This window comes from Candidatus Poriferisodalis sp. (assembly GCF_965208555.1).
Classification (GTDB): Bacteria; Actinomycetota; Acidimicrobiia; order Acidimicrobiales; family Poriferisodalaceae; genus Poriferisodalis.
Map to the genome: position 1 here is coordinate 1,562,707 of NZ_OZ242342.1, position 21,853 is coordinate 1,584,559.

17 protein-coding genes are annotated in these 21,853 nt (G+C 68.4%); 8 read left to right on the forward strand and 9 right to left on the reverse strand.

Annotated elements, in window-relative coordinates; translation table 11 throughout:
• Window positions 1–6 precede the first annotated feature (6 nt).
• The 4 genes from topA to betC all read right to left on the reverse strand — a co-directional run bounded on the left by topA (window position 7) and on the right by betC (window position 7,099).
• Window positions 7–2,814: a type I DNA topoisomerase gene (topA, locus tag ACOGXE_RS07250; protein WP_419933275.1), complete on the reverse strand. Its 2,808-nt coding sequence runs from the start codon at window positions 2,812–2,814 to the stop codon at window positions 7–9.
• A gap of 110 nt (window positions 2,815–2,924) precedes the next feature.
• Window positions 2,925–3,821, reverse strand: coding sequence for a DUF368 domain-containing protein (locus ACOGXE_RS07255; RefSeq protein ID WP_419933276.1), 897 nt, complete (start codon window positions 3,819–3,821; stop codon window positions 2,925–2,927).
• A 216-nt stretch (window positions 3,822–4,037) separates the two neighbouring features.
• Window positions 4,038–5,411: an ammonium transporter gene (locus tag ACOGXE_RS07260; protein WP_419933277.1), complete on the reverse strand. Its 1,374-nt coding sequence runs from the start codon at window positions 5,409–5,411 to the stop codon at window positions 4,038–4,040.
• Window positions 5,412–5,605: 194 nt separating this feature from the next.
• A complete protein-coding gene (betC, locus tag ACOGXE_RS07265; protein WP_419933278.1) occupies window positions 5,606–7,099 on the reverse strand; it encodes a choline-sulfatase in 1,494 nt (497 codons plus the stop codon).
• 134 nt (window positions 7,100–7,233) lie between these two features.
• Between betC and ACOGXE_RS07270 the strand changes: the two genes are divergently transcribed.
• Complete coding sequence (locus ACOGXE_RS07270) at window positions 7,234–8,319, forward strand: glycine betaine ABC transporter substrate-binding protein (RefSeq protein WP_419933279.1); 1,086 nt, start codon at window positions 7,234–7,236, stop codon at window positions 8,317–8,319.
• Between the two features lie 130 nt (window positions 8,320–8,449).
• Window positions 8,450–10,144, forward strand: coding sequence for a choline dehydrogenase (betA, locus tag ACOGXE_RS07275; RefSeq protein WP_419933280.1), 1,695 nt, complete (start codon window positions 8,450–8,452; stop codon window positions 10,142–10,144).
• Here the strand turns inward: betA and ACOGXE_RS07280 are convergent.
• Window positions 10,093–10,794 (reverse strand): TetR/AcrR family transcriptional regulator, encoded by a 702-nt coding sequence (locus tag ACOGXE_RS07280; RefSeq protein WP_419933281.1) that lies wholly within the window; start codon window positions 10,792–10,794, stop codon window positions 10,093–10,095. The two genes, betA and ACOGXE_RS07280, sit on opposite strands and share 52 nt — an antisense overlap.
• 71 nt (window positions 10,795–10,865) lie before the next feature.
• Here ACOGXE_RS07280 and ACOGXE_RS07285 point away from each other — a divergent pair, with 71 nt between their 5' ends.
• The 5 genes from ACOGXE_RS07285 (at window position 10,866) to ACOGXE_RS07305 (ending at window position 15,704) form a co-directional block, all read left to right on the forward strand.
• Window positions 10,866–11,894: a quaternary amine ABC transporter ATP-binding protein gene (locus ACOGXE_RS07285; protein ID WP_419933282.1), complete on the forward strand. Its 1,029-nt coding sequence runs from the start codon at window positions 10,866–10,868 to the stop codon at window positions 11,892–11,894.
• A gap of 58 nt (window positions 11,895–11,952) precedes the next feature.
• Window positions 11,953–13,947 carry an ABC transporter permease gene (locus ACOGXE_RS07290; protein WP_419933283.1) on the forward strand — a complete coding sequence of 665 codons (1,995 nt, stop codon included), beginning with the start codon at window positions 11,953–11,955 and terminating at the stop codon, window positions 13,945–13,947.
• Window positions 13,948–13,978: 31 nt separating this feature from the next.
• Entirely contained in the window at window positions 13,979–14,920 is a 942-nt protein-coding gene (locus ACOGXE_RS07295) for a hypothetical protein (protein ID WP_419933284.1), read from the forward strand.
• 74 nt (window positions 14,921–14,994) lie between these two features.
• Window positions 14,995–15,306 carry a type II toxin-antitoxin system Phd/YefM family antitoxin gene (locus tag ACOGXE_RS07300; RefSeq protein ID WP_419933285.1) on the forward strand — a complete coding sequence of 104 codons (312 nt, stop codon included), beginning with the start codon at window positions 14,995–14,997 and terminating at the stop codon, window positions 15,304–15,306.
• On the forward strand, window positions 15,306–15,704 hold the full coding sequence (locus tag ACOGXE_RS07305; RefSeq protein WP_419933286.1) for a type II toxin-antitoxin system VapC family toxin: 399 nt from the start codon (window positions 15,306–15,308) through the stop codon (window positions 15,702–15,704). Before ACOGXE_RS07300 ends, ACOGXE_RS07305 begins: the two co-directional genes overlap by 1 nt.
• 67 nt (window positions 15,705–15,771) lie before the next feature.
• On the opposite strand, the gene ACOGXE_RS07310 is transcribed toward ACOGXE_RS07305, so the two are convergent.
• The 4 genes from ACOGXE_RS07310 to ACOGXE_RS07325 all read right to left on the reverse strand — a co-directional run bounded on the left by ACOGXE_RS07310 (window position 15,772) and on the right by ACOGXE_RS07325 (window position 20,980).
• Window positions 15,772–17,880 (reverse strand): sodium-translocating pyrophosphatase, encoded by a 2,109-nt coding sequence (locus tag ACOGXE_RS07310; protein ID WP_419933287.1) that lies wholly within the window; start codon window positions 17,878–17,880, stop codon window positions 15,772–15,774.
• 128 nt (window positions 17,881–18,008) lie between these two features.
• Window positions 18,009–19,382, reverse strand: a complete 1,374-nt coding sequence (nhaA, locus tag ACOGXE_RS07315; protein ID WP_419933288.1) for a Na+/H+ antiporter NhaA — start codon at window positions 19,380–19,382, stop codon at window positions 18,009–18,011.
• Between the two features lie 77 nt (window positions 19,383–19,459).
• A complete protein-coding gene (locus ACOGXE_RS07320; RefSeq protein ID WP_419933289.1) occupies window positions 19,460–19,828 on the reverse strand; it encodes an STAS domain-containing protein in 369 nt (122 codons plus the stop codon).
• A gap of 27 nt (window positions 19,829–19,855) precedes the next feature.
• Window positions 19,856–20,980: an LLM class flavin-dependent oxidoreductase gene (locus ACOGXE_RS07325; protein ID WP_419933290.1), complete on the reverse strand. Its 1,125-nt coding sequence runs from the start codon at window positions 20,978–20,980 to the stop codon at window positions 19,856–19,858.
• Between the two features lie 152 nt (window positions 20,981–21,132).
• Between ACOGXE_RS07325 and ACOGXE_RS07330 the strand changes: the two genes are divergently transcribed.
• Window positions 21,133–21,852 carry a TetR/AcrR family transcriptional regulator gene (locus ACOGXE_RS07330; RefSeq protein WP_419933291.1) on the forward strand — a complete coding sequence of 240 codons (720 nt, stop codon included), beginning with the start codon at window positions 21,133–21,135 and terminating at the stop codon, window positions 21,850–21,852.
• Window position 21,853: the final 1 nt, after the last annotated feature.

The following is a 21,853-nucleotide window of genomic DNA, read 5'->3' on the forward strand; positions in this document are numbered from 1 at the left end:
AGCAGGCTAGGAGCCGGGCGGTGCTTGCTTCTTCGCCGGTTTCTTGCGGGCAGCTGACTTCTTTGTCGCACGCTTGCGCGCAGGAGACTTCTTGGCGGCACGCTTGCGTGCCCCAGACTTCTTGGCGGGCTGCTTGCGACGGGCCGCACGCTTCTTGGCGGGGCCCTTCGCACGTCGCATCGCCAGCAGCTCGGCTGCTCGCTCGACCGTCAGCGTCTCGGCGTCGTCGCCCTGCCGCAGCGACGCGTTGTACTCGCCGTCGGTCACGTACGGGCCGAAGCGCCCGTCCTTGAGCACCATCGGCTTGCCGCTGTCGGGGTCCTGGCCGATCTCGCGGCCCGCATTGGCCGGCTGCTGGCCGCGACGGCGGCGGGGCTGGGCGAGCAGTGCCAGCGCCTCGTCGAGCGTGAGGGTGAAGAGCTGCTCCTCGGATTCGAGGCTGCGGTTCTCTGCTTTGGCGTCGCCGACAGCCGCCTTGGTGAGATACGGGCCGAAGCGCCCGTTCTGCACCGTGATCTCGGCGCCGTCGGACGGATCCGCCCCCACCGTGCGCGGCAGCGAGAGCAGCGCCGTGGCGTCGTCGAGCGTGAGCGTCTCGGGCGACTGGTGGCTCAGCAGGGATGCGGTGCGGGGACGCTCGTCGACCTCGTCGGGGCGCCCCACCGACACGTAAGGGCCGAACCGGCCGGGCCGCACGATGATGTCGAGGCCGGTGTCGGGGTCGGTGCCGAGCACTCGCTCGGTGGGCTCGTCGAGCAGTTCGAGCGCCCGCTCCAAGGTCAGCTCGTCGGGCGCGAGGTCGTCGGGCAGCGGCCGGGTGGCGTCGCCGCGCCGCAGGTACGGGCCGAAGCGTCCCACCCGGGCAACCACCGGTTCGCCCTCGGCGTCGACGCCGATGGGGATGCTGTTGATCTCGGCCGGGTCGATGTCGGCCAGCCGATCGTCGGAGACGAGGTAGCGCAGGCCGCCGGCCGCCTCGGGCGTCGAGGCATCCCCATCGCCGAAATAGAACGCCGTCAGCCACGGCTGGGCGTCGCGCTCGCCGTTGGCGATCTCGTCGAGGTCTTCTTCCATGCGGGCGGTGAGCGCGTAGTCGACCAGGTGGTCGAAGTGCCGCTCCATGAGGCCCACCGTGGCGAACGCCGTGAAGGCCGGCACCAGCGACGAGCCCTTCTTCCACACGTACCCGCGTGCCTGGATGGTCTCGATGATGCTGGCGTAGGTGCTGGGCCGGCCGACGCCCAGCTCTTCGAGCCGCCGCACCAGCGACGCCTCGGTGAACCGCGCCGGCGGGCTGGTGCTGTGGGAGTTCGGCTCCAGCGCCAGGGCGGTCGCCGAGTCGCCCGCGTCCAGGTCAGGCAGGATGCGCTCGGGCTCCTCGTCAGCGCCGGCCGGCGGCGGTGCATAGACGAGCCGGAAGCCGGGGCTGCGCACGACGGTGCCGCCGGCGGACAGCTCGACATCGTGCCGGCCGGCTGCCGGCGAGCCCTGCGACAGCGCCGGCGCCAGATCGCAGGCGGCCGTGCCGGCCAGCCGGATCGTGACCGTCTCACCCGTCGCATCGATCATCTGGCTGGCCACGGTGCGCTGCCACACGAGGTCGTACAGGCGGGAGGCATCGCCGCCGAGCTCGTTGACGCTGCCCGGCGCCGGCCAGCTCTCGCCCGCAGGCCGGACCGCCTCGTGCGCCTCCTGGGCGTTCTTGACCTTGCGCGTGTAGATGCGGGGCTTCGGCGGGAGGTTGTCGGCCCCGTAGCGGCCGGCGACGATGCGCCGTGCCGCGCCGAGCGCCTGGTCCGACAGCGTGGTGCTGTCGGTGCGCATGTAGGTGATGCGTCCGTTCTCGTACAGCCGCTGGGCCGCTGCCATCGTGCGCGAGGCCGAGAAGCCGAGCCGGGCGCCGGCCGCTTGCTGCAGCGTCGAGGTGATGAACGGGGCGGGGGGTCGGCGCCGGTACGGCTTGGACTCCCGGGAGGTCACGGCGAAGCGGGTCCCCTCCAGGGCGCCGGCCAGCGACGCGGCAGCGATGCCGTCGAGCACTGCGGCGCCGGCGGTGCGCAGCATGCCTTGCTGGTCGAAGTCACGACCGCTCGCGACCCGGCTGCCGTTCAGCGAGATGACCGATGCGTCGAACCGGTCTGCGGGGGGCCCGCCCGGCGGAGAGCCTGCAGCCGCACCGGACGGGGCCTCGAGGGTGGCGGTGATGCTCCAGTACTCCGCAGCCCGGAACGCCATCCGCTCCCGCTCGCGCTCGACGATGAGCCGGTTGGCCACGCTCTGGACCCGCCCGGCGGAGAGCCGTGGCGCCACCTTGCGCCACAGCACCGGCGAGACCTCATAGCCGTAGAGGCGATCGAAGATGCGTCGTGCTTCCTGTGCATCGACGAGCCGCCGGTCGAGGTCGCGGGGGTTGTCGATGGCGTCGCGGATCGCGGCGGCGGTGATCTCGTGGAAGACCATGCGCCGCACCGGTATCTGCGGGTTCAGCACCTCGAGCAGGTGCCAGGCGATGGCCTCGCCTTCGCGGTCCTCATCGGTTGCGAGGAAGAGCTGGTCGGCGGAGCGCAGCAGCGATCGCAGCCGCCGAACCTGGTCGCGGGCGGTCACCACGTAGAGCGGCTTGAAGCCGTCGTCGGGGTTGACGCCGAGCGTCGCCCATGATTCCGACTTGTAGGCGGCCGGCACTTCGGAGGCGTTGCGCGGCAGGTCGCGGATGTGGCCCACGGAGGACTCCACCACGTAGTCGTCGCCCAGCAGGCGCGAGATCGTGCGCGCCTTCGCGGGCGACTCGACGATGACGAGAGAAGTGGCCATGGGGATCCGGGGTGGGCAGCGCTCGCTCAGCGACGCTGATGGGTACAGCGCCGGCGCGGACAGCGCCGGACGGTAGCGCAACAGTTTCAGTTAACAGCAGCGGAACGTCGTTACGGGGATGCCTGCCGGGTGCCCAGGCGATGCAGCCCCACCGCAACCACGGCCGCCACAGCAGCCGCCACAACGGCCACCGCCAAGTCGGATGCAGGCGGTGCGCCGAGCGCCGCATTGCCGAAACCCTCGGCGTCAGGATCGCCGACCGGCCAGGGCCACAGCACCCGCAGCGACCCCGCCATCAGCCCCATCAGCACCGCAATCACCGCATCCCGCCACCGCTCCAGCAAGCGCTGCAGCAGCCGCGAGAACAGCCCGAGACCCAGCACTGCACCCACACCGAACAGCAACACCGTGCCCACATCACGGTCCGACACCGCCTCGGTGATCGGGTCATACAGCCCCAGCAGCAGCAACACGAACGCCCCGGAGATGCCAGGCAGGATCATGGCGCAGATCGCCAGCGCCCCCGCGCCGACAATCACCACAGCACCCGGATCGCCCACGCTCCCAGCCCGCACCCCCAACAACACAAACACCACCACCGCCACCACCACGGCCATCGCCACGAGCCCGCCCCGCCACCGGCTCACCTCCCGCCGGGCAGTCACCACCGTCATGGCAACAAGCCCAAAGAACGCAGCCGACAACCCCACCGGCTGCTCATCAATCAACCACCGCACCACCTCAACCAGAGCCACGATCGCAATGCCGATTCCCGCGACCAAAGCGACGAGAAAGGCCCACTCAGCACGCAACGCCATCGCAAACGCGCTGCGCAACCGACCACGCAACGCGGCGGCGGCAGCCGCGCTCAAGTGAGCGATCTGCCCCACCAGCCGGTCATAGATCCCCAGCAACAGCGCCACCGTGCCGCCCGACACCCCCGGCACCACGTCCGCGGCCCCCATGGCGAGCCCCCGCCCCACATTCGCGAGCACCCGCCGCACCATCGAACCGAAGTTACGGCACGCACCGAGACACACAGATGCACGAGCTGCGGAGGCGGCAGGAGACTCGGCGACGTTGCGACCTGCCGGATCGCTGGTCGCCGAGGGTTCTGCCGCCTCCGCAGCGGGCGCAACGCGGAAAGTCCCCGGGCGATAACCCGGGGACTTCCGCTGACAGCAGAAAAGGTGCCGCGAGGCGACTCAGCCCATGGTCGAGTGTCAGCCGCTCGAAACCACGTCGTCCAGCGCCATGCCGGGGCCCCCGTGTTCGGACACGTCGAGGCCCACCATTTCCTCCTCTGCCGACACTCGCAGCCCGATGGTGGCCTTCAGCACCCCGAACAGGATCACCGAGGTCACGATGACCCACACGGCCACGATCACCACCATCAGGAACTGCACGATGAGCTGCTCGATGCCGCCGCCGTAGAACAGGCCGGCGTTCTCGCGGCCCAGGAAGGCGTCGTCGTAGCGGGCGAACAGGCCGATGGCGAGCGTGCCCCACATGCCCGCCGCGCCGTGGACGGCGAAGGCGCCGACTGGATCGTCGATCTTCATCTTGCGGTCCACGAACCCGACCACGACCACCACGATGAGCCCGGCAATGAAGCCGGTGATGATGGCGCCCCAGGGCGTCATGGTGCCGCAGCCGGCGGTGATGCCGACCAGGCCGGCCAGCGCACCGTTTCCTGCCATGGGCACGTCGGGCCGGCCGGTGCGCAGCCAGTTCAGCGCCGTGGCACCGATGGTCCCGGCGCACGCTGCCAGCACGGTGTTCAGCGCCACGAACATCACGAACTCGTCGGCGGCCAGCTCGGAGCCCGGGTTGAAGCCGAACCAGCCGAACCACAGGATGAACACGCCCAGGATGGCAAGCGTGACGTTGTGGCCCGGGATGTTGCGCGAGGTGCCGTCGGCTGCGTACTTGCCGATGCGCGGCCCGAGCATCCAGGCGCCGACCAGGGCGATCCAGCCGCCGACACTGTGGACGATGGTGGAGCCGGCGAAGTCGCTGTACACGGCGTCGCCGATCGAGATGTTGGCGATGAGGCCGCCGCCCCAAGTCCAGTGGACCACGATCGGGTAGATGATCGCCGTGGTCACGAGGCTGAAGATGAGGTACGTGCTGAACTTTGTGCGTTCCGCCATGGCGCCCGAGGCAATGGTGACTGCGGTGGCGGCGAACACGGCCTGGAAGAAGAAGTCGGTGGAACCCGACAGGCCTTCGGAGATGTCGAACAGGTCGACGCCCGACAGGGCGAACGAGCCCCAGCCGAACGCTTCGTTGCCGTCGCCGCCGTAGGCCAGCCCGTAGCCCACCAGGAAGAACGCCAGGATGCCGATGGAGGCGTCGGCGAGGTTCTTGGCCATGATGTTGGCCACGTTCTTCGAGCGGGTGAGACCCGACTCGAGCATGGCGAAGCCGGCCTGCATCAAGAACACGAGCACGCCGGCGATGAACACCCACAGGTTGTCCATCACCGCCTGCACCATCTCGGCGGACAGCGAATCGTCCTGCGCGCCGGCTGGGCCGGCAAACAGGAACAGGCCGCCGACAGCGCCCGCGAGAACGACGAATAGCTTGCGTTTCATGGCCAATCTCCTAGGACTCGGCTTCCGATTGCTGGCTGATGGACCGAACCTAGAAACGGCGTGTTGCGCGGGAGTCACCCTGAGGTGACCGCTGGATGCACAGCGCGGGTCGGGGCTGTTGCAAAGATGTTTCGGCCGGATTTCCCGCTCTTGTCCGGTCCGCTCGGGTCCGGTCGAGCCGGGGTGCTTGCGGTCTAGTCGGCGGGGTATCGCAGCTTGGGTCCGGCTTCGGCCCAGTCCATGTGGTCGCGGATGTACTCGTTGGCCGGGTCCCTTGGCGGCAGGTAGTCCCAGCCCTGTGCGGCGGCGGCATGCACTACCCGCCGAGCCCGCTGTGAGGCCAGCACCTGTTCGCGGATGGCCGCAGCGTCCCAGCGCTGGGCCACTTCGGCGGCGAAGCCAGCCGACACGTCGGCCAGATCGGGCGACGCCGCCAGGTTCCGGTGCTCGGCCGGGTCGGCCGAGAGGTCGTAGAGCTGAGGCGGGTCGGTGTCGCAGTGGATGTACTTGTAGCGACCCCGGCGGATCATGAACATCGGGGACGACGTCATCTCGCCCATGTACTCGCCGATGGTCTCGTCCGCCGGATCATCGCTACCGGTGACAGCAGGCCACAGGCTGCGCCCGTCGAGCACCGCGCCGAGATCCGGCACCGAGCCCCCTGCCGCCTCGACGAGCGTGGGCGCCAGGTCCATCAGCGAGCACACGTTGGCAACCGTGCCCTGAGCGATGTCGGGTCCGGCCATCACCAGCGGGACGCGGGCGGACCGCTCGAAGAACGACATCTTGAACCAGGCGCCCCGCTCGCCGAGCATGTCGCCGTGATCGCTTGTGGCGATCACGACCGTGTCATCGGTTCGGCCGGTCTCGTCCAGCACTGCCAGCAGTTCGCCGAGCCACCAGTCGAAGTAGCTGGTGTTGGCGTAGTAGGCGCGGCGGGCGTTGCGGCACTGCTCCTCGGTGAAGCCGATGGTGTCGGCCTCGATGCCGCGGCGTATGCGCATCGTGTGCGGATCCAGCTCGGACGGCAGCGGTCCCGGCAGATCGATGTCGTCGTGGTCGTAGAGGTTCCACCACTCGGGGCGAGCCACGTAGGGATCGTGGGGATGGATGAAGGCCACCGCCAGGAAGAACGGACGCTCGTCAGCGTCACGGGCCAGGTCGTACAGGCAGCGGCGGGTGGCGTTGCCGACCTCAGTGTCGTAGTCGATCTGGTAGGTGGCGAGCGCCTGGCCGGCATCGGTGACGCTCTCCATGTTGTGGTACCAGGCGTCGATCCGTTCATCGGCCGCATCCCAGTCGGGCGTCCAGGCGAAGTTGGCCGGGTAGATGTCGGTGGTGAGCCGCCGGCTGAAGCCGTGGAGCTGGTCGGGGCCGACGAAGTGCATCTTCCCCGAGAGCACGGTCCGGTAGCCCGCCAGGCTCAGCCAGTGGGCCATGGTGGGCGCTGCCGCACTCCACTCCGCCGCGTTGTCCCACGCGCCGATCTGCGATGGGAGGCGGCCGGTCATCATCGAGTAGCGCGAGGGCGCGCACAGCGGTGACGGGCAGTAGGCCGCATCGAACCTCGCACCCCGTTCGGCCAGCGCGTCCATGGCAGGCGTCTGGACGATCGGGTGCCCGTAGGTGCCGGTGAAGTGCGGCGCCAGCTGGTCCGCCATCACCAGCAGGACATTGGGCGCCGTCATCAGTTGCACAGTACGCCCACGAGCCGCTGCCGCGCGCCAGTGCGCGGTATTGGCGCATTGCGGACGTGCTAGTGTTTCTAAAACCGTCCAAACAGCCTGTTTTGGACGGGGGGGAGATACACCGGGGGGAGCCCATGTCCGAAGAACGCAAGTCCGGCGAACGAACTCGCCGGCACCGAAAGCTCAGCAGCTGGAAACTGCTCCTAGCGCTCATCGCAGCGATGGGGCTGCTCGCTGCCGCCTGCACCGGCGGCGACAGCGATGACGCTGCCGAGGAGCCAGCGGCCACGACCGAGGCGATGGAGGCCGACGAGCCCGAAGAGGCGCCGGCCGATGAGGGCCCGGACCTGGGCTCGCAGACCACGATCACCTTGGCTGCGAATCCGTGGAACGGCTCGGCTCTGAACGTGGCGGTGGCCGCACAGCTGCTCGAGAGCGAGCTCGGCTACGACGTCGAGATCGTCGACATTGACGAGAACGCGCAGTGGGGGGCCATCAACACCGGCGACATCAGCGCATCGCTCGAGGTGTGGCCGTCGGGCCACGCGCAGGACGTGATCGACTTCATCGATAACCCCGACGCCAATGTGGACCACGCTGGCCTGCTCGGCCCGGTCGGCAAGATCGGCTGGTTCACGCCGACCTACATGATCGAGCGCCATCCGGAGCTGGCCACGTGGGAGGGCTTCGCCGATCCAGCGCTGGCCGGCCTGTACGCCACGGCCGAGACCGGCGACCTGGGGCAGTTCCTGGGCGGTGATCCGAGCTTCGTCCAGTACGACGAGGACATCATCAACAACCTGGGCCTGCCGATGCAGGTGGTGTACGCCGGGTCCGAGGCTGCGATCTTGGCTGCGGTCGACGCCGCGTACAGCCGGGAGGAACCGATCCTGGTGTACCTGTGGACGCCCCACTCGGCGTTCAACAGCTACGACCTCACCAACGTGCTGCTGCCTGAGTACAGCGACGACTGCTACGCCGCCGCAGATGCCGGCGGAGTCGACTGCGACTATCCCGCCGACGTCCTGTTCAAGATCATCGATGCGCGCCTTGCCGAGAACGCCCCCGCAGCTGATGCGTTCCTGCGAGCCATGAACTACGACAGCGCCGACCAGATCTCCATGCTGGCCGCCGTCGAGGGCGAAGGCATGTCGATCGACGATGCCGCTGCCCAGTGGATCGCAGACAACGAGGCAACCTGGAGCGCTTGGCTCCAGTAGCTCCGCAGGACATCGCTCCAGCGAGACGGCGACCCGTCGGCGCCGGCCCACTTGGGCCGGCGCCTGCGGGCCTCGTCGCTCACGCCCCGAGAACGCACTTCTGCGCATGAATTCGTGAACAATTCGGCCAATGGACGAGCCCATGTATGACTTCGTCATCGTCGGCGGTGGATCGGCTGGCTGTGCGCTCGCCAACCGGCTGAGCGCAGACCCCGGCATCAAGGTGCTGGTGCTCGAGGCCGGTCGCCGGGACTACCGCTGGGACGTGCTCATACACATGCCGGCCGCGCTGGCCATGCCCATCGGCAACCGCTTCTACGACTGGCAGTACGAGACCGAGCCGGAGCCGCACATGGGCGGGCGGCGGGTGTACCACGCCCGCGGCAAGGTACTGGGCGGCTCCAGCTCCATCAACGGCATGATCTTCCAGCGGGGCAATCCGGCCGATTACGACAAATGGGCCAGCCGGCCCGGCATGTCGGCGTGGGACTACCGGCACTGCCTGCCGTATTTCAAGCGGATGGAGACGTGCCTGGCGGGCCCCGATGACTGGCGTGGCAGCGAGGGCCCGCTGGTGCTCGAGCGTGGCCCGGCCACCAGCCCGCTGTTCGAGGCGTTCTTTGACGCCGTGCAGCAGGCCGGCTACGAGCTGACCGACGACGTGAACGGCTTTCGCCAGGAAGGCTTCGCGGCGTTCGATCGGAACATCTACCGAGGCCGGCGGTTGTCTGCCTCGCAGGCGTACCTGCATCCCGTGCTGGATCGCCCCAACCTGAAGCTGCGCACCGGAGCGCTCATCAGCCGGGTACTGCTCGAGGGCAACCGCGCAACGGGAGTCGTGTACCGCCAGAAGGGCCGGCAGCGCGGCCGCGAGCACGTCGCCCGGGCGGGGCACGTGATCTTGTGTGCGGGAGCCTTCGGGTCCGCGCAGCTGCTGCAGCTCTCCGGCGTCGGCTCGCCCGCACTGCTCGCCCAGCACGGCATCGAAGTGGTCTCGCCCCTGGAGGGGGTCGGCGAGAACCTGCAGGACCACCTCGAGGTGTACATCCAGTACGCCTCGAAGCTGCCGGTCTCGATGCAGCCGCACCTGCGTCGCTGGCGGCATCCGTGGATCGGCCTTCAGTGGCTGGCTCGGCGGGGACCGGGAGCCACCAATCACTTCGAGGCCGGCGGCTTCGTGCGCAGCAACACCGACGAGGCCTACCCCAACCTGATGTTCCACTTCCTGCCGCTGGCCGTGCGCTACGACGGCTCGGCGCCGGTCAGCAAGCACGGCTACCAGGTGCATGTCGGGCCGATGTACTCCGATGCCCGCGGCTGGGTGCGCATCACCTCGCGCGACCCTGCGGTCAAGCCGGCCATCCGGTTCAACTACCTGTCCACCACCCAGGATCGGCGCGAGTGGGTGGAGACGGTGCGGGTAACGCGCCACATCATGAACCAGCCGGCCTTCGCGGCCTACAACGACGGCGAGCTGTCCCCCGGTCCCGACACCCAGTCCGACGACGAGATCATGGACTGGGTGGCACGTGACGCCGAGACGGCGCTGCATCCCGCCGGTACGGCACGGCTCGGCACCGACCCCGCAGCCGTCACCGATCCCGCGACGATGGGCGTGCTGGGCACCGCGGGCCTCAGCGTCGTGGATGCCTCAGTGATGCCGACGGTGACGAACGGCAACATCTACGCGCCGGTCATGATGATCGCCGAGAAAGCCGCCGACCTGCTGCTCGGAAACGAGCCGCTCGCGCCGCTGGACGTGCCGGTTTACGGTCAGGCGTGCGGCGGTTCTGCTCCGCCTGCGCCCCCGTCGTCATCGGCATGATGACTGCGGTCATGATCGGAGATCATCGCCGAGACGAGGTCGAGCACCTCGTGGCGCTCAGCCTTGGTCGGGGGCGCCAGGCCGAACAGGTCGATGAGCCAGAGGCCGTCGCCGACGATACGGGCGAGCAGGCCGGTCGTCTCGGCCAGCCGGTCGTCATGCACCAGGCGCTCCTGCCAGCGCTCGAACGTTGCCCTGGTGTTGGCCAGCAGCTCGTCGTCGAGCGCGGCAGCGGCCAGGATCGAGGCGGAGGTGTCGTCGGCCGCCTTGTACGGCTCGCGCACGTAGTCCAGGTAAGCGAGCGCGAACGTGCCGCGGGCAGCAGGATCGGCGGCGCGGAAGCGGGCTTCGCGCATGTCCAGCTCGTCGTCGAGAACGGCGAGCGTCTCGTCCAGCAGCCCGGCCATCAGGGCGTCCTTGGAGCCGAAGTGGTAGAGAAACCCGCCCTTGCTGACGCCCGCTGCTACGGCAACCCGGTCGAGCGTGAGATTGGCGGCACCGTCGGTGCGGATGACCTCGATGGCCGCTTGCAGGATCCGCTCGCGGGTCTGCACGGCGCGTTCCTGCACCGGGCCCGATCTCGATGCCGCCCCGTTGGCAGGCAGGTCGCTGTCGCCAGGTGTCGCATCGGAGGGGCGAGATCGTGCCACAGTCAGCACAGCGTATCGACACGCCAAACCCGTCCCGGCAGACGGTAACTCGGCGGCAAATGGGGGCAGCCATGGAGCCGATCGTCACGGTCAACGGCCTGTGGAAGATCTTCGGCAAGAAGTTCGATGCCGCCCGTGATCTCGCTTCGGGAGGGGCCGACCGGGAGCAGGTGCAGGCCGAGACGGGCTGTCTCGTGGCAGTTCAAGACGTCACCTTCGAGGTGCAGGCGGGCGAGACGTTCGTGGTGATGGGCCTGTCAGGCTCGGGCAAGTCCACGCTGGTGCGCTGCATCTCCCGTTTGATCGAGCCGACCTTCGGCGAGATGGAAGTGTGCGGAACCGTGCTCGCTGACGCCAGCGACACAGCGCTGCGCGAGCTGCGCCGCAGCAAGATGGCGATGGTCTTCCAGCACTTCGGCCTGTTTCCCCACCGGCGCGTCGTCGACAACGTGGCGTACGGGCTCGAGGTGCAGGGAGTTGCTCGTGAGGAACGCCACGAGCGAGCGAGGGCCGTACTCACGACGGTGGGCCTCGACGGTTGGGGCGACCACTACCCCCAGCAGCTCAGCGGCGGCATGCAGCAGCGCGTCGGGCTGGCACGGGCTCTCGCTGTCGAGCCCGAGGTGCTGTTCTTCGACGAGCCGTTCTCGGCGCTCGACCCGCTGATCCGGCGGGACATGCAGGACGAGCTGGTGGCGCTGCAGATGGAGCTGCAGCGCACCATCGTGTTCATCACCCACGACTTCGCCGAGGCCCTGCGGCTGGCGGATCGCATCGCCATCATGCGCGACGGGGCCTTCACCCAGGTCGGCACACCGCTCGAGATCCTGACCCAGCCGGCGAACGACTACGTCCGGGCGTTCACCCAGGATGCGCCGATCGCCAAGGTGCTTCCGGCCTGCTCGCTGATGCAGCCGATAGGCGACGTCGCTGTTGAGGATGGCTGGCCCCGCACGACCGAGACCGCCACGCTGGAATCGGCGTTGCCGTTCCTGCTGTCTGAGCACCGTCCGGTCGTGGTCTGCAACGCGGAGGGCGAGCCCCTGGGCCTGCTGCACCAGGACGATGTGGCAGCGGTACTGGAGCGGAACTTGCGATGAGCCGCACCTTCGGAGCTCCAGTACCGCCGTCAGACACGGCCCTCGAACAGAATCTGAGATGAGCCAGACCCTCGAGACTGGGCCGTCGGCGGATTCGGGCGCACCGGCAGCCCGGCGACAGTCACCTGTGGCCGTGGCGTTGGCGGCGGCTGCGGTCGCGCTGGTGGTCATCGGCTTCGCCGCATCGGTGGGCGCCTTCCCCGAATCGTGGAACTTCGGGCTGGCCGACCCGATCGACCGTGCCCGGCGCTGGCTGATCAACAACCAGACGTCGCACTGGCTCTACACCGTGCTGCTGGACCCGCTGACCGACCTCGCCGATGCGGGCATCCGCCAGCTCGAGTCGATCCTGCGCTGGTTCCCGTGGTACGTGTACCCCGTCTTCTGCGGCCTCGGGCTGTGGCGTGTGCGCAGCCGGCTGGCGGGTGTGCTCGGAGCTGCCGGGGTGGTGCTCATCGGCATGACCGACCTGTGGCAGCAGGGCTTCGCCACCCTCGCGCTGATGGGCGTGGCGGTGTTCGGTTCGCTGCTGGCGGGCATCCCGCTCGGCATTGCCGCATGGCGCAACGACCGGTTCGCCGGCGTGCTGCGCCCGACGCTCGACGCCATGCAGACCATGCCGGGCTTCGTCTATCTCATCCCGTTCGTGCTGCTGTTCGGCATCGGGCGCGTGCCGGCGCTGATCGCCACGGTCATCTTCGCCCTGCCGCCGGTGGTGAGGCTCACCGACGTCGGCTTGCGCAACGTGCCCGGAGCAATGGTGGAAGCCTCGGAGATGTTCGGTGCGACCGACCGCCAGACGCTGCGGCTGGTGCGGATCCCGGCGGCCCGGCCGGCGATCCTGGCCGGCACCAACCAGACGACGATGCTCGCCATGAGCATGGTGGTGATCGCCGCCTTCATCGGCGCAGGCGGGCTCGGGCAGGACGTGCTGCGAGCCATGCGCGACATCGACGTCGGCGAGGCCTCCGAGGCCGGCATCGCCATCGTCATCATGGCGATCATCCTGGACCGCTTCACTCGGGGCGTCGCCACGCTGGGCGAGCGGGGCCGCGGGCAGGCAACGAACGCTCATGGCGACGGCGCGCTGCGGGCCGCCGACACCATGGCGATCCGCTGGATCGCGGCGGCCGCAGGTGTGGTGGCGCTGGTGGGCGGCATCGTGGGCCACAACGAGTTCCCCGAGTGGCTGCAGTGGCACTACGCGCCCTACGTCAACGACATCACGGCGTGGGCTCGCGACAACCTCTACGACATCGGCAACTCGGGCATCGGCACCGGGCCGCTCAGCGACTTCATCACCGTGTACATGGTGACGCCGCTGCGAGAGCTGCTGTCGTCGGGCATTCCCTGGCCGGCCATGATCGGGCTGGGCGTGCTGGGCGGGCTGCTGGCCCGCGGCGTCACGCTGGGGCTCGGCATCGGCGTCGCGATGTTCCTGATCGGGTGGCTGGGCATGTGGGAGCTGTCGATGGACACGCTGGCCCAGACGCTGGTGGCGGTGGCGGTCACGCTGGCGATCGGCGTGCCGCTGGGCATCCAGGCCTCCCACAGCGACCGCTTCCAGCGACTGATGGACCCAGTGCTGGATTTCCTGCAGACCATTCCCAGCTTCGTGCTGCTGGTGCCGGTGATCACGTTGTTCCACGTGGGGCGCATCCCGGGCATCATCGCCTCGGTCGTCTATGCGCTCCCAGCCGCGGTGCACTACACCGATCTGGGGCTCCGCCGGGTGCCTGCCGAGGTCCACGAGGCCGCCACCAGCTTCGGCGCAACCCGCAGTCAGCGCCTCCGGCGTGTCGAGCTGCCGCTCGCGGCGCCCGAGCTGATGGTGGCGGTCAACCAGGTGATCATGCTGGTGCTGGCGATGGTGGTGATCGCCGGGTTGGTCGGCGGCGGCGGCCTCGGGCTCGAGACCGTGAACGCCCTGCGCCGCAGCGACGCCGTCGGCAGGGGCTTCGAAGCAGGCATCGCGATCGTGCTGCTGGCAGGCATCCTCGACCGCCTCACCAGGGGCGTAGCAGACCGCCTCCGCCCGCCCCCCGCCGCCTGAGCGGTCAGCGGCCGACAGCTACGGTGCCGTTATGGCTGATCAGCTTCGCTTTCTCCGCTCGTCACCATGCCTGCGGCGACGGGTCCGAACAGCGGCGGCGGTCTTCGCGTTGGCCGTCGTGGCGACGGCGTGCTACCGCTTCGAGATAGATCTGGTGGTGCGCGAAGACGGATCGGGATCCGTCGACGCGGCGATGAACATCGACATCGCCATGCTCAGCCTCATGGGGCTTGGCGGGGGCGACGCGTCCGAGACGGCCGAGGAGGTGTGCCGACAGATCGTCGATGATTCCGGTACCGATCTGCCGAGCATCTTCGGCCTGAGCGAGCTGGATGACGTCAAAATTTCTCTGGGCGACGGGGTCTGCACAGTCAGATTCGGACGTGAATGGGCCGCTGACGAGGGCGAGACTGTCTTAGCGGCCTTAGCTGGGGACGACGGCCCGAGTGTGCGCCGCACCGATAGCGGTGGCTGGCGCTTCGATCTGAACATGGCATCGCTCAGCGAGGAGTTGGCTGACGAGGAGTTCACCGCTGAGGACCGCGCTGAGGCTGAGGCGCTGGGCTTCGAGTTCCCCACGATGGCAATCTCGGTGATCCTGCCGGGCGATGCCATCGAGCACAACGCCGACTCGGTGAGCCAATCGAAGTACTCGTGGGAACTGGACCTGTTCGCGGTGGACGAGCATCCCCCATCGCTCTATGTCCAGACGGCACCCGGCGGCGGGCTCGGGCCCGAGGCAATCGGTGCGATCGTCGCCGGCGTCTTGCTGACCCTGGCAGCACTCGTCACGCTGCGCCGCCACCAGGAAGCCAAATCCGCCGCAAGGGACACGCACGGCATCGAAGCGGTCGGCGACCCGGCCGAGGCGACAGCTCTCGACAAAGACACGCCTGACGAGAGCAGCGGCACAGATACCGCCGAAGTGAGCAACGAAGGCAGCGCGGGCGGCACCAGCACCACTGATCGCTGACAACCTGCCGAGCGCCCCTCCTTGTGACCACAAATGGATTTGATGTAGTCACTGTTATTGAGTAATGTGACCATATGAGTACCGGCGTTGTGACCACTGACATCGGCATCCGGGAGCTGAAGGCGAAACTGTCGGAGTGCGTGCGGCGGGCGGCCAGCGGCGAGCGCCTCATCGTCACTGACCGGGGACGGCCGGTGGCACAACTCACCCCGTTGGACGACTCGATGTTGGACGACTTGGCACGCATCGAACAGGGCGTCGCCGAGGGTTGGATCAGACCTGCGAAGCGCAGAGGCGGGCTCCAGCCCTTCACGCCGCCGCGGCCCCAGCTGCTGTCAGATGGACCGACGGTCATGGAGATGCTCGACGAAGACCGCGGCGATTGATGCTGTACGTCGAGTCCAGTGCGCTGATGAAGCTCTATCGACCCGAGCACGACTCCGAATTCACGCTGCACACCGTGGCGACGGAGCCGCTTCGGGTCACATGCGGAATCACCGAGGTCGAAGTCAGACGCAACCTCGTGCGCCACTTCGAGGGCGAAGAGCTGGCGCGAGTTCAGCGTCAGCTGCAGGTCGATCTCACGGCGTTCGAGATGGTCGAGCTGGACGCAGAGGTATGTGTCGATGCAGCTCGTATAGCTGAGGAGACGCTCTGCCGCTCGCTCGACGCCATCCACCTGGCGGCCGCCCGACGGGCGAGCCCGCACGCGACCGTGCTGACGTTCGACCGGCGTCAAGCAGAGGCGGCTCGCGCCATCGGCATGGCGGTCCTCGGCGCCTGAATCTCGCGCGGACCGAGCCGCAAATTCGATGAGGTGCAGCGCTCAGCAGCGCTCGTCACCGTTCGGGCTAGAGGAAGGCGGGGACGAAGACCAGGCTGACGATGGTCATCACCTTGATGAGGATGTTCATCGCCGGGCCTGAGGTGTCCTTGAACGGGTCGCCGATGGTGTCGCCCACCACTGCGGCTGCGTGCGCATCGGTGCCCTTGCCGCCGTGGGCGCCCGCCTCGATGTACTTCTTGGCGTTGTCCCAGGCGCCGCCCGAGTTGGCCATGTAGATCGCGATCAGGAACCCGGTCACCACCGCGCCGGCCAGGAAGCCGCCGAGCGCGTTGACGTCGATGAAGCCGATCACCAGCGGCAGCACCACCGCCAGGCCGCCGGGCAGCAGCATCTCGCGCAGCGCCGCCTGGGTGGAGATGTCCACGCAGCGCCGGCTGTCAGGCTTCACGCCCGCTTCGCCCTCACGCAGGCCGGGGATCTCGGCGAACTGGCGCCGGACCTCCACGATCATGGCTTGAGCCGCCCGGCCCACTGACGACATGGTCAACGCGGCAAAAATGAAGGGGGTCATGGCGCCCAGGAACAGGCCGATCGTGACCGCCGTGTCGTTGATGTCCAGGAACACCTGGTCGCCGGCGGTCAGGCTGAACGACTTGAACAGCGCCAGCGCCGTGACCGCCGCCGAGCCGACCGCGAAGCCCTTGGCGACTGCAGCGGTGGTGTTGCCCAGCGAGTCGAGGCTGTCGGTGACGCCGCGCACCTCGGGCGGCAGCTCGGCCATCTCCGCGATGCCGCCGGCGTTGTCGGCGATGGGCCCGTAGGCATCCACCGCCACGATCACGCCGGTCACCGCGAGCATGCCGATGGCCGCCAGCGCTACGCCGTAGAGCCCGATCTCGTTGCCGGCGTCGCCGAAGGCCATGCCACCGAACAGGTACGACAGGCCGATCATCGCCACCACCAGCGCCACCGCCGGCAGTGTCGAGAGCTTGCCCTGCGCGATGCCCTCGATGGTGACCGTGGCCGGCCCCGTCTCGGACTGCTGTGCGATGCCCTTCACCGGCCGGAAGTGCTCCGAGGTGAAGTACTCCGATGTGAACCCGATGGCCCAGCCGCCGAGCAGCCCGACGATGATGGTGAACGCCAGGAAGATCGGTGCGCTCAGCTCGTACCCCCCGAACGTCGGGTTGCCGCTGAACAGCACCAGCGTGCCGACGATGGCGAAGACCACCGTCAGCGCCATGGCCACGTACTGGCCGGTGTGCAGCTGCCCCGACAGGCTGCGGCCCTCACGGCCGCGCACGAACAGCGCTCCCACGATCGAGGCGATCATGCCGAGCGCCCCGATCAGGATCGGGTACATCAGCAGCGCTTCCGCATCGCCGAAATTGCCAGCCAAGCTGTCGCCTTCGAGGAACACAGGCACCAGCAGCGAGGCCAGCACCACCGGCGCCACGATCGACCCCGCGTAGGACTCGAATAGGTCGGCGCCCATGCCGGCCACGTCGCCCACGTTGTCGCCGACCGCGTCGGCGATGGTGGCCGGGTTGCGAGGATCGTCCTCGGGAATGCCGGCTTCCACCTTGCCGACCAGGTCGCCGCCCACGTCAGCAGCCTTGGTGTAGATGCCGCCGCCGATGCGGGCGAACAGGGCGATCGAGCTGGCGCCCAAGCCGAAGGCTGCGACCACCTGGAAGGCCTGGTCGACGCCCGCCCACTTCACCCACAGCAGGTAGTTGAACGAGATGCCCAGCAGCGCCAACCCGGCCACGCTGAAGCCCATGACGGCCCCGCCCTTGAAAGCCAGCGGCAGCGCCTTGGCGGCGCCCTGGCGGGCGGCGTTGGCCGTGCGGGTGTTGGCCGCCGTGGCGATGCGCATGCCGATGAAGCCCGCCACCGACGACAGCGCGGCCCCCATGAGGTAGGCGAAGCTCGCAGCCGGGCGGCCGTCGATGGGCACGATGAGCAGCAGCACGAACATGGCCGCCACGAACACCGAGACCCACTGGTACTCACGGCGCAGGAACGCCATGGCGCCCTCACGGATGGCTGCCCCGATCTCTCGCATCAGATCGGTGCCCTGGTCGGCCCGCAGCACCACCTTGGCGAAGTAGTACGCCAGCAGCAGCGCCAGCACGGAGGCGATCAGGGCGAGATACGGAACAGCAGTCACATGGACCTCCAAGGTCGCGTCAGAAACAGATCAGGGTCAGATCAGAGCCCAATCAGGATCAGGTCACGTCGGGATGGCTCGGGGGAGTATGCCGGACTGCGGGCAGAGATGCTGTGGTTCCTGGATGCTCAGGACTCGTCGTGAGCGTGGTGTTCTTCGGGCATGACTTCGGTGTGCGCACCGCGCTTGCCGGAGAACCACAGCAGCGCCAGCGCCGCTCCGCCCGCGGCGCCCGAAGCGACCAGGATGCCGATCTTCGCCAGATCGGTGATGCCGCCGTCGTCGAACGCCAGCCCGGTGATGAAGATCGACACGGTGAAGCCGATGCCCGCAGCGAACCCCATGCCGACGAACTGCGGCCAGTTCATCCCCTCGGGCAGGTCGAAGCCGAAGCGGGTCGCCACCCAGGTGAACGCGGCGATGCCCAGCGGCTTGCCGACCACCAGACCCAAGATGACGCCCCACGTCACAGGCGAGCCGGCGGCATCGGTCACCGTCTCGCTCGACAGCGGAATGCCGGCATTCGCCAGAGCGAAGATCGGCACGATGAGGAATGCCGTGAACGGGTGCAGCAGCGACTCCAGCCGTTCGGTCACCGGCACCGATTCCTGCACGAGGAACGACGCCTGGTGCACCTGCTCGACACTCGGATCGTCCGGGAGGTGATCCACCATGTCCTGGGCTTGCACCCGGTCGAGCAGTGGCTTGGCGGGCGTCAGCAGGCCGAGCACCACGCCGGCGATGGTGGCGTGCACGCCTGATTCCAGGGTGGCGTACCAGATCACCAGCCCGATCACCCAGTAGACCTCGAGCGCCCACACCTTCATCATCGCCAGCATCCGCACGATGAGGGTCAGCCCGACAGCGACCGCCAGCCACCGGAAGTCCAGATCGCCGGTGTAGAAGATCGCGATGACAGCGATGGCTCCGATGTCGTCGACGATGGCCAGCGTCAGCAGGAACAGCTTCAGAATCGGAGGCACCCGCGTGCCCAGCAGCGCGACGACGCCCACCGCGAACGCGATGTCGGTGGCCATCGGGATGCCCCAGCCCGAGGCGGCCTCTCCGGACGGGTTGAACACCACGTAGAACAGCGCCGGCACGACCATCCCGCCGATGGCGGCAATCGCCGGCAAGGTCGCGGCGCGGAGGCTCGATAGGTAGCCGGTCACCAGCTCGCGCTTGATCTCGAGTCCCACCACGAAGAAGAACAGCGCCATGAGGCCGTCGTTGACGAGCGCCTCCAAGGTCAGCCCATGGTCGCCATGCACGTGGTAGCCGCCGACGGTCAGGTCGATGTGGGTATGCCAGAAATCGAAGTAGCTCTGACTCCACGGCGAGTTCGCCCAGATGAGCGCCGTGGTGGCAGCCACGAGCAGCAGCGCGCTGCTGGCAACCTCGCGATGAACGAAGCTGAGGATCGGCCGGGCTACGAATCGGGCCAGCCAGCGGTCGCCGCCCGCGAACGTCTCCCGCTGGAACAGGTACTCCGGGCCCGCCATACGGCCGCACAGGATACGGGCCGTTATCTGGGGGTCCTGCCGCGGACCCCGCTCCGCGCAGGCGCGCCTGCCGATGTTCAGCGATTCGACACGCGCTGCAGGGCCGCTGGCAGCCCGCTCGTCACTTCGAAAAGCGATTCGACGCCGGTCTCGGTCAGCGTCGCGGCGATGTCGGGCGCCGTCACGATCAGCGCCAGCTGGCCCCCGCCGGCGCGGCAACGGCGCCGAGCGTCGAGCAGCACGCCGAGCACGACAGGGTGCAGCACGCTCGCCTCGGACAGGTCCACGATGAGCCGTGGCGGCGTCGGCGCGGCCGTCAGCGCCGTGCGCGCCGCGGCGTCCAAAGAGGCGATGGCCGAGAGGTCGAGCTCGCCCCGGGGCGTCAGCACCACCGCCGCTGCACCGTCAGGCGTGTCGACGATCTGCTGGGTGATGCCGGAGATCACGACAAGCCGGCTCGCCGGCGGTGCGGCTCAGGCAAAGCGGGGCATCACCTTGTCGCTGATGAGCTCGAGCGACGCGTTGATCTGATCGGCCGAGTGGATGCCCTGGGGCACCAGGAAGAACGCCTCGTCGATGCCCAGCAGCGTCTGCGCCTCTTCGACCTGGCGGCTGATCGTGTCGGGGCTGCCGACGAGCTGCAGCGGCATGCCCTGGCCGAACTGGATGGCCCACTGGTTCCAGAACCACTCCATGTCGGCGAACTGCGCCCACGCCTCCTCGTCGGTGGGCGCGCACACCGCAACGCCGCCCCAGCCGCACTCGTGCCCGCGGGGTTTGTCGACGCCGTGCTGCGCGGCTTCCTCTCGGTACGCCTTCCACAGCGCCTCGCAGAAATCCATCTTGTCGCTGAGCACGATCGGCGTGCCGCCGTAGCGCGCCCAGAACACCGCCGAGCTCATCGACATGGTGAACCCGCCGTACAGCGGCGGATGCGGCGACTGCAGCGGTCTCGGCGCGATGCCCACCTCGTGGATCGTCATGTCGGCGTCCACCCCGGCGCCGTAGTCGGAATACACGGTGTGGGTGTGGGGGTTGAGGTTGTCGTTGGGGAAGCGCCAGAACTCGCCCTCATAGGAGAACGTGTTGCTGCGCAGGGCGGTGAGCACCACGTCCACGAACTCCTCGAAGAAGCGACGGTTGTAGTCGTCTTCGTCGGTGCCGCGGTTCCATTTGCCCACCGCCGCGAGGTCGGGTCGGATCTTGAACTGGTCCACCCAGCGGTGCTGGTAGCCGCGCACCACGCCGAAGCAGAGCCGCCCGCCGGTCATGTGGTCGAGCGTCGCCACCTGCTCGGCGACGCGCATCGGGTTGTGGGTGGTGGACACGTAGCCGCAGGCGATCGGCCGCAGCCGGGTGGTGTGCTGGGCGATCCAGCTCGCCATCAGGTTCAGGTCGTTGGAGATCTCGAAGCCCTCGATCTGCAGGTGATGCTCGGGGTGGCCGAAGCCGTACCAGCCGTTCTCGTCGGCGAAGCGCGCTATCTCGGCGATCTCGCCGAGCATGCGCTGGTAGTAGTCGTTGTTGAGTCCTGCGAGGCCGGCTTCCAGCTCGTGGCGCCGGCCGATCGTGCAGTACATGAACAAGCTGAACTTCACCCTGGCTCCCGCTGCCTCGCGCCCGGCACGACCCGGACCTCTCCGCGGAGTGTAGGTGAGCCCCCTTCGCAGCGACCTCAGCACCGCCGAACGCACCCACGAGCGTTCGGCCCCTGCATGAACGCCCGTTCAGGACTAGGTTTTTCTGCGGCATGAACAGCACCGATGCAGCCGCCGGCGCGCTCACCGAGCAGGACTCGACAGACGCTGCTGCCGACGCCGGAACCGGCGAGAATCACGGCAACGATCAGAACGGCGGCAACGGCAATGGCCGCAGGATCCGCAAGGGCGAGCGCAGCCGGATGCGCATCCTGGATGCCGCCGCCCGGCTGCTGTCATGCCGCGGCTACGCCGCCACCACGCTCACCGACATCGCCGCCGCAGCCGAGATGCAGGCCGGCAGCCTCTACTACCACTTCGACTCCAAGGATGCGATCGTCGAGGAGGTGCTGCGGGTCGGCATCGATCACGCCCGCAACGCCATCGACGCGTCGCTGGTGGCGCTCGGCCCCGACGCGCAGGGCTCCGAGCGCCTGGCCGAGGCAATTGTGGCGTATGTCAACTGCATCGTCGCCGAGAGCAGCTTCACCGTTGCCAACATCCGCTGCTACAACGAGTCGCCGCCGCACACGCGCGAGCAGCTCACCAGCGCCCTGCGCGAGTTCACCGACCTCTGGGTCGGGCTGCTCGCCGAGGGTCAGGCAGACGGCTCGCTGCGCGACGACACCAACCCCAAGGTGCTCGCCCGGCTGATGATCTCAGGCCTCAACTCGCTGGCCAGCTGGTACCGGCCCGGCGGCCCGCTGCGCCTCGACGACCTGGCCCGCCAGTTCGCCGGCATGGTGCTGCACGGCCTCCACCCCGCCGACTGAG

Excerpts from the sequence above, each read along its gene's own strand:
- topA (WP_419933275.1), bottom strand. The coding sequence starts at position 2,814 with ATGGCCACTTCTCTCGTCATCGTCGAGTCGCCCGCGAAGGCGCGCACG.
- ACOGXE_RS07255 (WP_419933276.1), bottom strand. The coding sequence starts at position 3,821 with ATGGTGCGGCGGGTGCTCGCGAATGTGGGGCGGGGGCTCGCCATGGGG.
- ACOGXE_RS07260 (WP_419933277.1), bottom strand. The coding sequence starts at position 5,411 with ATGAAACGCAAGCTATTCGTCGTTCTCGCGGGCGCTGTCGGCGGCCTG.
- betC (WP_419933278.1), bottom strand. The coding sequence starts at position 7,099 with ATGACGGCGCCCAATGTCCTGCTGGTGATGGCGGACCAGCTGGCGCCG.
- ACOGXE_RS07270 (WP_419933279.1), top strand. The coding sequence starts at position 7,234 with ATGTCCGAAGAACGCAAGTCCGGCGAACGAACTCGCCGGCACCGAAAG.
- betA (WP_419933280.1), top strand. The coding sequence starts at position 8,450 with ATGGACGAGCCCATGTATGACTTCGTCATCGTCGGCGGTGGATCGGCT.
- ACOGXE_RS07285 (WP_419933282.1), top strand. The coding sequence starts at position 10,866 with ATGGAGCCGATCGTCACGGTCAACGGCCTGTGGAAGATCTTCGGCAAG.
- ACOGXE_RS07290 (WP_419933283.1), top strand. The coding sequence starts at position 11,953 with ATGAGCCAGACCCTCGAGACTGGGCCGTCGGCGGATTCGGGCGCACCG.
- ACOGXE_RS07295 (WP_419933284.1), top strand. The coding sequence starts at position 13,979 with ATGGCTGATCAGCTTCGCTTTCTCCGCTCGTCACCATGCCTGCGGCGA.
- ACOGXE_RS07300 (WP_419933285.1), top strand. The coding sequence starts at position 14,995 with ATGAGTACCGGCGTTGTGACCACTGACATCGGCATCCGGGAGCTGAAG.
- ACOGXE_RS07305 (WP_419933286.1), top strand. The coding sequence starts at position 15,306 with ATGCTGTACGTCGAGTCCAGTGCGCTGATGAAGCTCTATCGACCCGAG.
- nhaA (WP_419933288.1), bottom strand. The coding sequence starts at position 19,382 with ATGGCGGGCCCGGAGTACCTGTTCCAGCGGGAGACGTTCGCGGGCGGC.
- ACOGXE_RS07330 (WP_419933291.1), top strand. The coding sequence starts at position 21,133 with ATGAACAGCACCGATGCAGCCGCCGGCGCGCTCACCGAGCAGGACTCG.